Source organism: Bacillus paranthracis, assembly GCF_024296885.1.
GTDB classification, from domain to species: Bacteria; Bacillota; Bacilli; order Bacillales; family Bacillaceae_G; genus Bacillus_A; species Bacillus_A paranthracis.
In genome coordinates, this window is sequence record NZ_CP101135.1 from 4,010,104 (window position 1) to 4,024,466 (window position 14,363).

Annotated in this window: 14 protein-coding genes and 1 tRNA gene; 3 read left to right on the forward strand and 12 right to left on the reverse strand. The window is 35.9% G+C overall.

Features of this window, described 5'->3' with window-relative positions:
* Nucleotides 1–128 precede the first annotated feature (128 nt).
* The 9 genes from phoU to NLJ82_RS20795 all read right to left on the reverse strand — a co-directional run bounded on the left by phoU (nucleotide 129) and on the right by NLJ82_RS20795 (nucleotide 9,414).
* Nucleotides 129–785, reverse strand: a complete 657-nt coding sequence (phoU, locus tag NLJ82_RS20755) for a phosphate signaling complex protein PhoU (RefSeq protein WP_000251231.1) — start codon at nucleotides 783–785, stop codon at nucleotides 129–131.
* Between the two features lie 168 nt (nucleotides 786–953).
* Nucleotides 954–1,769 (reverse strand): phosphate ABC transporter ATP-binding protein, encoded by an 816-nt coding sequence (gene pstB, locus NLJ82_RS20760; protein ID WP_000226683.1) that lies wholly within the window; start codon nucleotides 1,767–1,769, stop codon nucleotides 954–956.
* Between the two features lie 28 nt (nucleotides 1,770–1,797).
* Nucleotides 1,798–2,664 carry a phosphate ABC transporter permease PstA gene (gene pstA, locus NLJ82_RS20765; RefSeq protein ID WP_001242545.1) on the reverse strand — a complete coding sequence of 289 codons (867 nt, stop codon included), beginning with the start codon at nucleotides 2,662–2,664 and terminating at the stop codon, nucleotides 1,798–1,800.
* A gap of 1 nt (nucleotide 2,665) precedes the next feature.
* Complete coding sequence (pstC, locus tag NLJ82_RS20770) at nucleotides 2,666–3,616, reverse strand: phosphate ABC transporter permease subunit PstC (RefSeq protein ID WP_000323873.1); 951 nt, start codon at nucleotides 3,614–3,616, stop codon at nucleotides 2,666–2,668.
* 27 nt (nucleotides 3,617–3,643) lie between these two features.
* Complete coding sequence (gene phoX, locus NLJ82_RS20775; RefSeq protein ID WP_000871261.1) at nucleotides 3,644–4,561, reverse strand: phosphate ABC transporter substrate-binding protein PhoX; 918 nt, start codon at nucleotides 4,559–4,561, stop codon at nucleotides 3,644–3,646.
* A gap of 322 nt (nucleotides 4,562–4,883) precedes the next feature.
* On the reverse strand, nucleotides 4,884–7,004 hold the full coding sequence (locus NLJ82_RS20780; protein WP_000516826.1) for a peptidoglycan D,D-transpeptidase FtsI family protein: 2,121 nt from the start codon (nucleotides 7,002–7,004) through the stop codon (nucleotides 4,884–4,886).
* A gap of 109 nt (nucleotides 7,005–7,113) precedes the next feature.
* Complete coding sequence (locus NLJ82_RS20785; RefSeq protein WP_000871368.1) at nucleotides 7,114–8,391, reverse strand: MFS transporter; 1,278 nt, start codon at nucleotides 8,389–8,391, stop codon at nucleotides 7,114–7,116.
* Nucleotides 8,392–8,507: 116 nt separating this feature from the next.
* On the reverse strand, nucleotides 8,508–9,119 hold the full coding sequence (gene sodA, locus NLJ82_RS20790; RefSeq protein WP_001052031.1) for a superoxide dismutase [Mn]: 612 nt from the start codon (nucleotides 9,117–9,119) through the stop codon (nucleotides 8,508–8,510).
* 221 nt (nucleotides 9,120–9,340) lie between these two features.
* Nucleotides 9,341–9,414: transfer RNA gene (locus NLJ82_RS20795), tRNA-Ile, on the reverse strand.
* Between the two features lie 242 nt (nucleotides 9,415–9,656).
* Here NLJ82_RS20795 and NLJ82_RS20800 point away from each other — a divergent pair.
* The 3 genes from NLJ82_RS20800 to ispG all read left to right on the forward strand — a co-directional run bounded on the left by NLJ82_RS20800 (nucleotide 9,657) and on the right by ispG (nucleotide 12,108).
* The gene (locus NLJ82_RS20800) at nucleotides 9,657–10,421 is read left to right on the forward strand and encodes a DUF1189 domain-containing protein (RefSeq protein ID WP_000021910.1); all 765 of its coding nucleotides are present in this window, start codon (nucleotides 9,657–9,659) and stop codon (nucleotides 10,419–10,421) included.
* 53 nt (nucleotides 10,422–10,474) lie between these two features.
* Nucleotides 10,475–10,840: a protein YqfZ gene (yqfZ, locus tag NLJ82_RS20805; RefSeq protein WP_000825406.1), complete on the forward strand. Its 366-nt coding sequence runs from the start codon at nucleotides 10,475–10,477 to the stop codon at nucleotides 10,838–10,840.
* Between the two features lie 164 nt (nucleotides 10,841–11,004).
* A complete protein-coding gene (gene ispG / locus NLJ82_RS20810; protein WP_011040674.1) occupies nucleotides 11,005–12,108 on the forward strand; it encodes a flavodoxin-dependent (E)-4-hydroxy-3-methylbut-2-enyl-diphosphate synthase in 1,104 nt (367 codons plus the stop codon).
* A gap of 80 nt (nucleotides 12,109–12,188) precedes the next feature.
* Here the strand turns inward: ispG and NLJ82_RS20815 are convergent, their stop codons facing one another.
* From NLJ82_RS20815 to NLJ82_RS20825, 3 genes are read right to left on the reverse strand one after another with little or no spacing between them, the layout of a single operon-like run.
* The gene (locus tag NLJ82_RS20815) at nucleotides 12,189–12,602 is read right to left on the reverse strand and encodes a Fur family transcriptional regulator (RefSeq protein WP_001054512.1); all 414 of its coding nucleotides are present in this window, start codon (nucleotides 12,600–12,602) and stop codon (nucleotides 12,189–12,191) included.
* 13 nt (nucleotides 12,603–12,615) lie between these two features.
* On the reverse strand, nucleotides 12,616–13,449 hold the full coding sequence (locus NLJ82_RS20820; RefSeq protein WP_000613824.1) for a metal ABC transporter permease: 834 nt from the start codon (nucleotides 13,447–13,449) through the stop codon (nucleotides 12,616–12,618).
* Entirely contained in the window at nucleotides 13,449–14,219 is a 771-nt protein-coding gene (locus NLJ82_RS20825; RefSeq protein ID WP_001059652.1) for a metal ABC transporter ATP-binding protein, read from the reverse strand. Before NLJ82_RS20825 ends, NLJ82_RS20820 begins: the two co-directional genes overlap by 1 nt.
* Between the last annotated feature and the right edge of the window lie 144 nt (nucleotides 14,220–14,363).

Consider the following 14,363-nt stretch of genomic DNA (forward strand, 5'->3'; position numbering starts at 1 on the left):
AACATATACGCCCTATTTTTTCCATTATATTATGATACATCTTATCATCATAAACTAAAGGAAACAACGAGCTTTTTTTGTCATGTTTTGACTAAAAAAAGCAGGTGATGTTTCACCTGCTTTTTTCTTTATTCATTTAATAAGTAATGCTTTCCCTTTACTAAATAAAAAACATTTTCAGCAATATTTGTAATATGGTCTGCTACACGTTCGATATATCTCGCTACAAAGGATAATTGTGTAATTTGTGTAATTGCTTCTGGTTGTTCTGGAACTGAAGATATAAATTCACGAATCGCTTTCCCATATATTTCATCAACAGAATCATCCATTTCGGCAATTTGCTTCGCAAAAGTTAAATTTTCTTGCTCATATGCATCTAGCGCTAACTGTAACATCTTATTTGCAATCGCAAACATCTCATCAAGATTGTGCAAACTAACAGACACGTCTTTTTCCCCGAGACGAATGGTTGATTTCGCAATATTAACAGCATGATCTGCAATCCGTTCTAAATCTGTCGCTGTTTTAATTGAAATGAAAATCCTTCTTAAATCACTCGCTACAGGTTGCTGCTTCGTAATGAGCATAAGCGCAAGATCATTTATTTCCTCTTCTAAATTATCCATACGATAATCACCATCTATTACCTCTAACGCTTTCTCTACATCCTTTTTATGAAGCCCTTCCATAGCAAGCAATAAAGCTTCTCTCGCTAGTTCACCAAGCTCAATCACCTTTTGCTGTAACGTTTTTAAATCACATTGAAATTGTTCTCGTACCATTGTTTCTTCCCCCTCAATATTATGTACCACTATATATAACTCTCCTACCTAGCCTACTTATAATAAACCTTAAGATAGGAGAAGTATTACTTCTCCTATCTTAAATAAGGTAAAAATAAGAAATACCCTCTGTTAAGAGGGTATTTGCTCTTAGCCTTGCTAGCGACATCAACCGAATCGGCCTGTAATATAATCTTCTGTACGCTTATCTGAAGGTGTCGTAAATAATTTATTTGTATCTGTATACTCCACAACTTCTCCACTTAAGAAGAAAGCAGTTTTATCTGAAATACGCGCAGCTTGTTGCATGTTATGCGTTACGATAACGATACTAAAATCTTTCTTTAACTCTTGAATTAATTCTTCTACTTTTAATGTTGAAATTGGATCTAGTGCTGATGTTGGCTCATCCATTAAAATAACGTCTGGTTCAATCGCTAAACAACGTGCGATACATAGACGCTGTTGCTGTCCACCAGATAAACCGTATGCATTATCATGCAAACGATCTTTTAACTCATCCCAAATCGCTGCTCCACGTAAACTTTTTTCAACAATTTCATCTAACGTTTTCTTGTCGCTAATCCCATGAATTTTCGGACCGTATGCTACATTTTCATAAATAGATTTTGGAAATGGATTTGGTTTTTGAAACACCATTCCTACATGTGTTCGTAATTCTTCAACTGGATATGATTTATCAAATATATTGCGCTCTCTATATTCAATTACGCCTGTAGTTCGCACGATTGGTACTAACTCTACCATACGATTTAATGTTTTTAAGTACGTTGATTTACCACAACCACTTGGCCCGATAATTGCTGTAACTTCATTCTCATGAATACTTAAGTTAATATCTTTTAAAGCATGGTCTTCTCCATACCATAAATTTAAGTTTTTCGTATCAAATACTACTTTCTTTGGCGCAGTCTCGATTTTCTCCTCGTTTTTCACCTGTACATTTACTACTGTTGCTACCATTTGAATTCCCCTTTCATCCATTTCCAACTTATTTTCGATTTCGTAACCATAGGACAACTATATTGATCAAGAGCAACAAACCTAACAAAACAATCATCCCAGCAGCTGCTACATACTGAAATTCTTCCTGTGGTCTACTCATCCAATTAAAAATTTGAATTGGTAAAACTGTAAATCTATCAAACATACTAAACGGAACATAATTTGCAAATGCAAGTGCCCCGATAACTAATAACGGTGCCGCTTCTCCAATCGCTCTTGATATCGCTAACGTACAACCTGTTATAATTCCTGGGAACGCATATGGCAATACAACTTGATACATCGTTTGCCACTTCGTAGCACCTAACCCGTAAGAAGCTTCTAATAATGACCTCGGTACAGATCGTATCGCTTCTTGACTCGCTACAACAACTGTCGGTAAGACGAGTAAGCTCATCGTCAGTGCCGCTGCAATAATACTCTCACCTAAGTGAAGAGCGTATACAAAAATGGTTAAGCCGAGTAATCCAAATACGACGGAAGGTACTCCTGCTAACGTTTGATTATTAATTTCTATTACCTTTTTAAATATAGATTCCTTCGCATATTGCTCTAAATAAAGAGCAGTTCCGACCCCAAATATAAAGGAGAGTGGTATAACAATACTCATAAATAATATTGTTCCTGACAAAGCTGCAGCAATCCCAGCTTCTTTCGGATTACGCGAAGCGAAGTTTGTAAAGAAATCTAACGAAAGGTAACTGACACCTTTTTCAAAAATTTGAAAAAGCAAAATAAGCAGGATTACTATTGAAAACAAAATTGCCATATAAAATAACAATTTGTAAATTCGATCTTTTAAAAAACGTGATGCCATATTTTCTTGTATTTTTTTATGATTCAACATGCGTATATTATGTCACCCTCCTAAAGCGGCGCATAATAAACTGCGAAATGATGTTCATTATAAAAGTAAACAAGAATAACGTTGCGCCTACAGCGTACATGCTGTAATAAGTAATTGTTCCATGCGGAGCATCACCTAAACTCACTTGCACAATATAAGCTGTTAACGTTTGAATAGAGTGTGTCGGATCGAGAGATACGTTCGGTGTGGACCCTGCTGCAATTACAACGATCATCGTTTCACCGATTGCTCTTGAAGCAGCTAATATAATTGCTGCCGTAATCCCTGCGAAAGCTGAAGGAAACACGACTTGTTTTACCATCTCAAACCGAGTTGCTCCAAGTGCCAACGAAGCTTCTTTCGTTCCTTTTGCTACAGCTCTCATTGCATCTTCAGACAGAGATGCAATTGTAGGTATCATCATAAAGCCAATAACAATACCTGGACTAATCGCATTAAAAAACTGTAAATCAAGTATAATCCGTTGTAAAAGCGGTGTAACAACTGTTAATGCAAAAAAGCCATATACAATTGTCGGGATACCTGCTAATAGTTCTAACATCGGTTTTAATACTTTTCTTACACTGTTTGAAGCATATTCACTTAAAAATACGGCACACGCTAAACCGATAGGAACTGCTACGCACATAGCGATTGCTGTTACAAGTACCGTTCCACATATAAGTGGTAATATACCGAATTTAGGATTTTCAAAAAAAGGTAACCATTCTTTCTCTGTCAAAAAGGAGAGCAATGATATTTTTTTAAAAAACATTATTGTTTCATTAGAAAGCGTAAAAATAATTCCAAGTGTCGTCGCAATAGACACGCTAGCAATTATTTTTAGTAATAATGGAACGATTCGATTGATTCGCTGCGTTTTTTTTCTATGTTTTGTATTTCTTTCAATCAAATGTTGTACAGAAAATGTAATTTGACTTTTGTCATTATAAGCCAAAGATGAAAACCCCTTTCCACCCTGACATTACCTTTTTATTTCTGTTAACATCCGCAGCTGTTCATTGTATTTTTCTTTTGGTAATTTTACATATCCAACCTCTTCAGCAAGCTTACCAACATGCTGAATCATAAACTCAATATAACTTGCTACATTCATTTTATTTCGGATAGATGCATGATTCACATAAGCAAATAGCGACCTAGATAACGGCTTATACTCACCTGATTGGATGGTATCTTTCGTCGGAAGTACACCATTCACTTTTATTGCTCTCACCTTATCTCGATTGGCCATATAATAAGCATATCCTACAAAACCAATGGCATTTTTATCATTCATTACCCCTTGCATAATAACTTGATCATCTTCAGACAAAGAGACTTTTTTTACAATGCGACTTTTTTGTAAGATGACATTTTGAAAATAATCATACGTACCAGAGTCTACACCTGGCGCATAAAACTTTACCTGTTCACGTGGCCATGATGAATGAATTTGTGACCATCGCTTTTCACTTTCATCTTCACTCCATAATAGACGTAACTCGTCTACCGTCATATTATCTACCCAAGTATTTTGACGGTTCACAACGATCGTAAGGCCGTCATAAGCGACTTCAAACGGTGTAAACTGAATGGAGTTTTTCTTCATTTCATTTTCTTCCACTTGTTTCATTACTCTCGAAGCATTATTTATATCTACTTCTCCTTTACTGAAACGATTAAATCCTCCTCCTGTTCCAGAAACACTGATGGAAATTTTCACGTTTGGATGCACCTTTGTATATTCCTCCGCTACTGCTTCTATAATAGGAAAAACCGTTGAGGATCCATCAACTCTCACTTCTCCCATTTCATTCACAGCAAATGCAGTAGACGTGCCAACATAAAAGAAACATGTAGACAGTATGAAAACTTTAATTGATGCACTTATCCATTTCACGTGTTCTTCCTCCTAGAAGTAACCGGAAATAACAGGATTACAGATATAAGAATACTGCTAAACTATTAATTCGGTTTTAATTGTTTGTAAAAGTTTTGTAAAGTTCCACAAGAATCAACATTAGGTAAATTATTAATCCGTAGCCACTGTTCATCTTCACTGAGGATTGGTCCATAACTTCCATAGTGAATGCATACGTATTATTTGCAAGGTCCCTTAAAATTCCGATATGATCTGCTTGTCCACTTTATTAAAACGTATGCATGAATCAAAAAAAAAAGCACACTATCTTTTCAGATAGTGTGCTTTTTTTACAACTTTTTTATTCATCATCTTGCTTTTTATTTTTCTTATCTATTTCCTCTTGTGTAGCTTCGCCATTTTCTACCTTTTTCAAATCAAAGTACGCGTCCATAATGTCACGACTGATATATCCGTTAATACCTGATTTATCATCTACCCAAGGTACAACAACAGAAAATGCTACTTCAGGGTCTTCAAGTGGCGCATAACCTACTAATGTTAAGTTATATGTTTCTTTACGCTCACCGTTTGCTTTTCTACCAATCTCTTTATCTCCGCCATACACAGTTTGAGCTGTACCTGTTTTACCAGCAGCTTTATATGATGCGCCTGTAAAGTATTTCGCAGCTGTACCACCAGACTCATTAAATACTTGTCTAAATCCTTCCTGAACACGTTTAATTTGTGATTCAGGCATATCAATACGGTTTAGTACTTTTGGTTCCATTGAGTGAACGACTTTTCCAACTTCGCCTTGTTTCGCTTCCGGTTGACGAATTTCTTTTACAACTTGCGGCTGCATACGGTAACCACCATTTGCAATTGTTGAAACATACTGTGCTAATTGAAGTGGTGTATATGTGTCATACTGTCCAATTGATAAATCTAATAAGAAACCAGGCTGATTTCCTCTACCTATTTGACCCGCAGATTCGTTTGGTAAATCGATACCTGTTTTTACACCAAGTCCAAACTGTCCGAAATAATAGCGCATCGTATCAAATGCTTTTTTTGGTACATCTAACGTACCACCTCTCACATATTGAACACCTGCGATATTCATCGCTGTTTTAAACATATATACGTTAGAAGACATTTTTAATGCTGTCAGATCATTAATAGATCCCATCGTCTTCCAAGAAGATTTTTTCGGCGTTCCTTTCAATACGATTGGTTCATCCAGTTGGTAGGAACCCGGTTGAATCGCTTTTGTTTGATATCCTGTAAGTACTGTCGCACCTTTTACAGTTGATCCCATCGGATAAGAACTTGTCATCGTTCCTAATGCGAAATCTTGCACTTTCGTTTCGCCATTTTCTTCCACTAACTGTTTCCCTGCCATAGATAAAACTTCACCATTTTTTGGATTCATCATTACAACGAATGCGCGATCTAAAAGAGGTTGTCCCCCTTTATATCTCAATAAATTTTTCGTGATAATTTCTTCTACACGCTTTTGTAATTCCATATCAATTGTTAAATTCAGATTGTTACCACTTTGCCCTTTTGATACATTAATCGTTTCTAAAATATTACCGTTTTTATCCGTAATATTTCTCACTTCCGCTTTATTACCGTGCAAACTATCTTCATATTGCTGCTCAAGATAACTTTTCCCTACGCGGTCATTTCGATTATAATCACGAACAAGATAGTAATCTAGTCTTTCTCTAGGTAAACCTTCATCAGACGTTGACACGCCGCCAAGTACACTTCGGAATAAATCATCATAAATATACTTTCGATCCCAATCAACATTCGTATCTACACCTGGTAATGTTGCTAGATTTTCACTAATAATCGCATATTCTTGTTCTGTAGCATCCTTTTTAATGACTTGTGGCGTCATCGCATATCCGCCGTCCATTTTGCTTTTAATCGCTAGCACTTCTAAATCTTTTGCGGATAATTGATTCACTTCTTCTTCCGTCACGCGATTTCGTTGACGCTCATCTAATTCTTTATCGTCAATTTTTTTATCTTTAAACTCTTGACGATCTTTTTTCGTAATTTTTTCTTGTGCTTCTTCTTTATGAATAGCAAGCCAATAATCTTTTTTATCGCGATCTGTTAATTTATCTGTCGGTACTTCAATCAAATCTGCTAATCTTTTCGCTGTTTCTAAGCGAGCCTCTGCAGTTGATCCTTTCATTTTTGTAAATGTAATCGTACGTACAGCTGCATTATCTACTACAGCTCGCCCATAACGGTCAAATATTTTCCCACGTGGTACAGGATTACTTATCGTCGAGTTTTCTTTCCTCTCCACTTCATTCTTATATTCCTCACCGCGAACAATTTGTACATAACCAAGCCTTACAATAACCGCGGAGAACATTAAAAACACGCAGAAAAACAGCACGTTTAACCGAAAAGGAACGTGAGTCTTTTTCTTTTGTTGTTTCTGCTTCTTGCCCATACAAACCCCCTCTACCAACAGCTATGTAATTTGAAAGGGACACCTTCATACAGGTGTCCTCACTGCTGTCTTACATCTTTTTCTATTCTAGCATAAAACAAACGATAAGTTAACCTTCTGGTTCTGTTTGATTCTGCGTGGTTCCTTGCGCTACGACACTTGTGTTCCCTGCATTTCCTTCATCATATTTGACATTTTTAACTGCAAAATAAATAAGAAAATGTCCAGCACCTAAAATACATAGTAAGACAGGTAAACTCTTTTCAGGCGGAAAGAATAATACAGCACATAAAAAACTTAAAACTGAACAAATTCTCCCGGCATTTAACCATAATTCTCGGACAACAACATACTCTACACGCCACTCTCTCGCATTTTTCGCTCTACCAATTACATCATATGTCATCGATCCATATGGAACGAGTAAAATAGGGTATGCAATCGCAATGCATGCTGCATAAATAAGTAATTTTGTGTATGTAACATTGAATATAACTAAAAATACAACAGCATATAAAATAATGCCTCCAAGTAAAATTGCTTTTTTTCGCCACTCTTTCTTTAACATACGGGCGACTAAATAGTAACATACAAATGATACAGCAGAATTTACTAAGCTATATTTCCCTAATGCAAGCTCACTATCGGTTGCTAAGTACACATATACTGAAATAACAAAAATGAATGTCCCCTCTCTCAATCCTTGGAAAAAATGAGCGCGTGTAATTCTCCCCCAATTTTTATCAATCCGTCTCTCTTTCAAAACTTGTGTAACCTCATAACGACCTTCACATTCTCTCTTAGATACAAAAAAGCTTAAAACGACAGCAATTGCAAATAACAATAACGAGAGAAAGAATATGACCGTATAACCACTCCACTTCTCCATACGTGAAATTGTGTATCCAGCTGCTATCGGTCCAATCATGCCAGAGAAGGATGTAAGAAGCCCAAGAAACCCGTTAAAGAAATCTCTTGTTTCTGGTTCTGTAATCTCAAATGTTAATAAGTTAAACGCGAGCCAGTAAAAACCATATCCGACTCCTAAAAGAGCCCCCATTAATAAAATATAGTGAGAAGCGCTTTTCCCCGCTACTAAAACAACGATAAAAAAAATCGCTAACGTGCCTACGCCTATTCGTAACAAGATCGAGCGATCAATACGCTTCGCTAATTTCCCACCTATAAGAAATGTGAGGGGCTGCAATACAACGCTGGCCAAATTATACAAGCCGAGATTCACATAATTTTGTGTTTGTTTCCATAAATAAATGTTAACAAACGTATTCGATAAAGAAATTGCGAGCGTGTATAAACCTCCAATGAGGAGTAATAACACTAAATCCCGATTCACTTCAACGTCACCAATTATATGTTTCCACTTCATACACAACTCTCCTTTACTTCATGTTCTAGTCTTCCAAAGACAAGCTCAATTATGTAAAAGGAAAGCATAGAAAAAAGCTAGGAGCATTCTCCTAGCTTTTTCTATCGTTATTACAATTATTTTGCTTCTTGGTAACGTTTTTCAGCAGCGTTCCAATCTACAACGTTCCAGAATGCACCGATGTAGTCTGGACGACGGTTTTGATAATTTAAGTAGTAAGCATGTTCCCAAACATCTAAACCGATAACTGGAGTTTTACCTTCAGTTAGAGGAGAATCTTGGTTTGGCGTGCTTGTTACTTCTAACTCACCATTATTTACTACTAACCAAGCCCAACCAGAACCGAAGCGAGTTGCGCCAGCTTTTGCGAATTCTTCTTTGAATGCATCGAAGCTACCGAATTTCGCTTCAATTGCAGTTGCAAGTTCGCCTACTGGTTGTCCGCCGCCGTTTGGAGATAAGATTGTCCAGAAGAATGTGTGGTTAGCATGTCCACCACCATTGTTACGTACTGCTGTACGGATTGCTTCTGGTACTTCGTTTAAGTTTGCAACTAATTCTTCTACGCTTTTGTCAGCTAATTCTGCATGACCTTCTAAAGCAGCGTTTAAGTTTGTGATGTACGTGTTATGGTGCTTTGTATGATGGATGTTCATTGTTTCTTTGTCAAAGTGAGGCTCTAAAGCATCATACGCATAAGGTAAATTTGGTAATTCGTGTTTTGCCATTGTTATATTCCTCCCAGTTTATGTATTGCCACTTAAGTGACATACAACTACATTCTACCCTAATTGCCATAGGGTGCAAACAAATAAATCACATTGTCTTGCTATCATTAAAGTAGCAAAATTCCCACTTCTTTTCAATTAAAATGCTCATATATTTCATAAAAAAAGCTCCCTTCTACAAGGAAGCTTCTTACTGACATAATAAACATGTGAAATGGATATGGACCCTGTAGGACTCGAACCTACGACCGGACGGTTATGAGCCGTCTGCTCTAACCAGCTGAGCTAAGGGTCCACAATTATGTATGTAACAATACATCAAATAAAGGAATTCCTATCGGATATACCCTTTAAGAAATGTAAGATAAATTTACCATATAGAAAAGAAAACTGTCAATTGTATTTTTTTCATTTAAAAGAAGAAAATTAATAAAAAGAAATTTAGTTATCGCTACTATATGTAAATATAATATATCTTGAGATTCCCTAGATTCCTACGTTACAATGATTTTATACATACATAAAGGAAGTGAATCTATGTCCATATTTACCCAATTAGTCAAAAGCGTATATTCGCCTAAAGATATGGCGCTATTCCGTTTTCAAAAAATCGGAAAAACCATTTTGTATATTATGCTACTTTGTCTAATCACTACTATTCCAAGAACATTCTTTTACGGTAGCTTTATCCAAGATAGTGTTACTATGGTAAATCAAGCAATTGAAAAAGATTTACCTGATTTTAAAATCGAAAATGGTGAACTAAAAGCTGATATTGAACAACCTATTCAAAAAGAAGAGGGAGATGCTCTTTTCGTATTTGATCCAAATACAACAGATATCGAAAAGTATCAAAATAAAACTGGTTTATTTATTTTAAAAGATAAAGTAGTTTCTATAGGAAATGGCCAGACGCAAACATACTCCTACAATGATTTATTAGGGACATCTCTTGAGAAAAAAGATTTGCAAGATTTCATTTCTGTATTCGATAGTATTTATCCAATTTTATTAGCTGTTATCGGAGTGTTAGTATATCTATTCCAATTGTTCATTACTTTCTTAGGAATTACTTTACTTGCGTTTATCGGTTCTGCTATGAGTGGTCAACGTAAATTATCTTATAAGCAAGTATGGACGTTAACTGCCTACAGCTACACAATTCCAACCATCTTCTTTATGATTATGGATTTATTCAAAATCGTTGTACCTGGCTCAACATTCATTTATATCGCAGTTGTTTTAATTGTCCTATACTTAACAATTAAAGAAGTTCCAAAACCGAACGAAAAAAATGCCTAAATAGGCATTTTTTTTTTGGACAAGCATATATTCCTAGCAAAGGAGTGAAGAATATGAAGAGATTAGGTATATTCTTATTCGTGCTTGTTCTTGGTTATATATTTTATTACGATATAAAAATCGGCACTTTACCGATGTTAAGTTCATATAAAAAGACAAATGCGGCCGAAACGATAAAACAAGAAAGTACAAATACAAAACAAAAGAAAGAAAACAAAGCGGAAAAAGAAACAGATGTCACTTATAAAACAATTGAAGTCAAAACAGGTGATACGGTTCTTTCCATTACAGAAGCGATTAATAAGAAGAAAATTCCTTCTATCGAAAAAGTAATTGATGATTTTAAACAATTAAATAAAAATACACCTGCTACAAAAATACAACTTGGAAAGTCTTATAAATTCCCGTTATATCAATAAGCAATCACTTAATCCTTGTCAATTACATAAAGGCGCTGATACAATAGTAAAAGTGAAACCGAGCACTTCGGTTTCTATAGCCCTGTATCACGTATACTATCATTGATATAAGGGACTAAATAAGAAACTTCTTTTATAAGGAGAGCGATCTATTCGTGAATGAAATGACTCATCGTACAAAAACACGTCCAGTTAAAGTCGGTAATTTAACAATTGGCGGTAATAATGAATTAATTATACAAAGTATGACAACAACAAAAACACATGATGTTGAAGCAACAGTTGCTGAAATTAAACGTTTAGAAGAAGCTGGCTGCCAAGTCGTGCGTGTTGCTGTTCCAGACGAACGCGCAGCAAATGCTATTGCTGATATTAAAAAACAAATCAACATTCCACTTGTTGCTGATATTCATTTTGATTATCGCCTTGCTTTAAAAGCAATTGAAGGCGGCATTGATAAAGTACGTATCAATCCAGGTAACATTGGTCGTCGCCATAAAGTAGAAGCTGTTGTAAATGCAGCAAAAGAACGTGGTATTCCAATCCGTATCGGTGTAAACGCAGGTTCATTAGAGCGTCACATTTTAGAAAAGTACGGATACCCAACTGCAGATGGTATGGTTGAGAGCGCCCTGCATCACATTAAAATTTTAGAGGACTTAGATTTCCATGATATTATCGTATCTATGAAAGCCTCTGATGTTAACTTGGCAATTGAAGCATACGAAAAAGCTGCACGTGCTTTTGATTATCCACTACATTTAGGTATCACAGAATCTGGAACGTTATTTGCCGGAACTGTAAAAAGTGCCGCTGGGCTTGGAGCAATCTTAAGTAAAGGCATCGGAAATACACTACGTATTTCATTAAGTGCTGACCCAGTTGAAGAAGTAAAAGTTGCGCGTGAACTATTAAAGTCATTCGGCCTTGCATCTAATGCAGCAACACTTATTTCTTGTCCAACTTGCGGTCGTATTGAAATTGATTTAATTAGCATCGCTAACGAAGTGGAAGAGTACATTTCTACACTACAAGTACCAATTAAGGTTGCAGTACTTGGCTGCGCTGTAAATGGTCCTGGTGAAGCTCGTGAAGCTGATATCGGTATTGCCGGCGCGCGCGGAGAAGGACTATTATTCCGCAAAGGGCAAGTCGTTCGTAAAGTACCAGAAGAAATAATGGTAGAAGAACTGAAAAAAGAAATCGACGTAATTGCTGCTGAAATGGCTGCTGAACGAGAAAAAGAAAAAGAAACACAAGAACAATAAAAAGAAGGTTGCCCACAACATTTGTGAGCAACCTTCTTTTCTACGTAAAAAAGCTCGTCAGTTATAGAACTAACGAGCTTTTACTTTGCACATTTTGGACAACGTCCGTATATTTCAAACTTATGACCTGTTACTTCATAACCATTAAAATCTTTATTCATAAAATCCATCGGGCAAGAAGTAATCTCTTTCGTCCCTCCGCAATCTAAACAAATAAAATGATGATGATGTTCCATAATAGAACATGTAAAACGAAAATGTTTTTCACCGTTTAATTCCGTTTGTTCTAAAACACCGATTTCAGCAAACACCGTTAAGTTACGATAAATCGTGTCAAAGCTAAGACCTGGATAATCATCCTTCATATGCTCTAAAACGTCCTTCGCTGTTAAATAACGATTGTGAGCTGCAAATAACCTGAGCATTTCTTCCCTTTTCCCAGTATGTTTGTATCCTTTATCTTTCATTAGGCGTAAAGCTTCTGTTAGATTCATATCTATCCCTACTTTATGCAGTTTTTTTCTTCTTCCATAAAATCGCACCAATTAAAATAAGAACCGCTATCATAACAATTGTACCACCTGGTGCTAAATCAAGTTGATACGAAGCAAACATTCCACCAATTACTGCAATTTCACCAAATAAAATGGAGAACAAAATTGTTTGTTTAAATCCATTCGCAATACGAATACTTGCTGCAACTGGTAATGTCATTAATGATGATACGAGAAGAACCCCTACTACACGCATTGATACTGCAATGACAAGCGCAACCAATATAATGAAAATAAAATGAATCCACTTTGCACTCAAACCGGTTGATACAGCGTATTCTTCATCAAACGATAGTAAAAATAACTCTTTGTATAATAAAGTAATCGTTACGATAACAACAATTGCTACAATGCCGATAATTATTAAATCCGTACTTGTTACAGCACTTACACTACCAAATAAATAACTAAATAAATCTGTGTTAAACCCATTTGCAAGTGAAATAAAAATAACGCCAATCCCCATTCCTGCTGAAAGAATAATTGGAATTGCTAATTCTTGATAATGTTTATATACAGTACGTAGTTTTTCAATAAGTAACGCCCCACCAATAGAAAAAATCATCCCCATATATAACGGATTTAAAAATCCCCCTGTGAAAATTGTTTTTTCTAGTAGTAAACTTGCAGCAATACCCGATAATGTCACGTGGCTTAATGCATCCGCAATAAGCGACATGCGGCGAATGACAACAAATACACCGATAAGCGGCGCAACAAGTCCTATTAAAATTCCTGCATATAAAGAGTTACGTAAAAAGTCATATTGTAAAAAATCTTGTATCATTATATCCTCCCGTGATGCTCATGCTCGTGTTCTAAACGATGAACATGGTGTCCATATAAGACGGACATTTCTGCATCTTCTAACTCTCGGAACTTTTCTACATTTCCATGGAAATGTAAATGTTTGTTTAAGCATGCAACATGTGTTACTTTCTCGGTAACAGCTCCCATATCATGCGTAACGAGAATTAATGTGATTCCTAGCCTTTTGTTTAAATCCTCTAATATCTCATAAAAACTTTCTACATTCTTCACATCAATTCCAACAGTGGGCTCGTCCAAAATAAGTAATTCAGGATCACTAACGAGCGCACGAGCAATAAATACGCGCTGTTGTTGTCCACCAGAAAGTTCTCCAATATTACGCCCTTGAAACTCACTCATTCCTACATCAGCAATCGCTTTTTCTACCTTTTTCTTATCGTTTTTCGTAAAAAAGCGAAACAGCCCTTTTTTCGAAACGAGTCCCATTGACACAACTTCAAACACAGTTGCCGGAAAACCAGAATTAAAGCTATTTGCCTTTTGCGACACATAACCAACTTTGTTCCATTCTTTAAACTTCTTACTATCAACACCAAACAAACGAATGCTTCCCTGTTTTGGCTTTAAAACGCCTAATAAACATTTTAGCAAAGTGGATTTCCCTGAACCATTTGGCCCAACTAAACCTAAAAAAGCTCCCTTCGGAACTTGCAAATTTATATCTTCTAACACATTTCGATCTTCATATCGAAATGACAATCCTTCTATTTCTAATATATTGTTCATAGCATCTCACCTATTTTAATTCAGAATGATTCCGATTTATGTCTATTTGAATTATAGTACAGCTTATTATAGTTGTAAACCAATCTGCCTAAAATATATCTACTTTTTCAAGAAACCTTACTATTATAACAAAAAGCAGAGAAA

Bases quoted from the DNA above. Each gene is read 5' to 3' on its own strand.
- NLJ82_RS20800 (WP_000021910.1), top strand. From the start codon at position 9,657: ATGTCCATATTTACCCAATTAGTCAAAAGCGTATATTCGCCTAAAGAT.
- NLJ82_RS20780 (WP_000516826.1), bottom strand. From the start codon at position 7,004: ATGGGCAAGAAGCAGAAACAACAAAAGAAAAAGACTCACGTTCCTTTT.
- pstB (WP_000226683.1), bottom strand. From the start codon at position 1,769: ATGGTAGCAACAGTAGTAAATGTACAGGTGAAAAACGAGGAGAAAATC.
- NLJ82_RS20825 (WP_001059652.1), bottom strand. From the start codon at position 14,219: ATGAACAATATATTAGAAATAGAAGGATTGTCATTTCGATATGAAGAT.
- phoU (WP_000251231.1), bottom strand. From the start codon at position 785: ATGGTACGAGAACAATTTCAATGTGATTTAAAAACGTTACAGCAAAAG.
- NLJ82_RS20815 (WP_001054512.1), bottom strand. From the start codon at position 12,602: ATGAATCTAACAGAAGCTTTACGCCTAATGAAAGATAAAGGATACAAA.
- sodA (WP_001052031.1), bottom strand. From the start codon at position 9,119: ATGGCAAAACACGAATTACCAAATTTACCTTATGCGTATGATGCTTTA.
- NLJ82_RS20785 (WP_000871368.1), bottom strand. From the start codon at position 8,391: ATGAAGTGGAAACATATAATTGGTGACGTTGAAGTGAATCGGGATTTA.
- yqfZ (WP_000825406.1), top strand. From the start codon at position 10,475: ATGAAGAGATTAGGTATATTCTTATTCGTGCTTGTTCTTGGTTATATA.
- NLJ82_RS20820 (WP_000613824.1), bottom strand. From the start codon at position 13,449: ATGATACAAGATTTTTTACAATATGACTTTTTACGTAACTCTTTATAT.
- ispG (WP_011040674.1), top strand. From the start codon at position 11,005: ATGACTCATCGTACAAAAACACGTCCAGTTAAAGTCGGTAATTTAACA.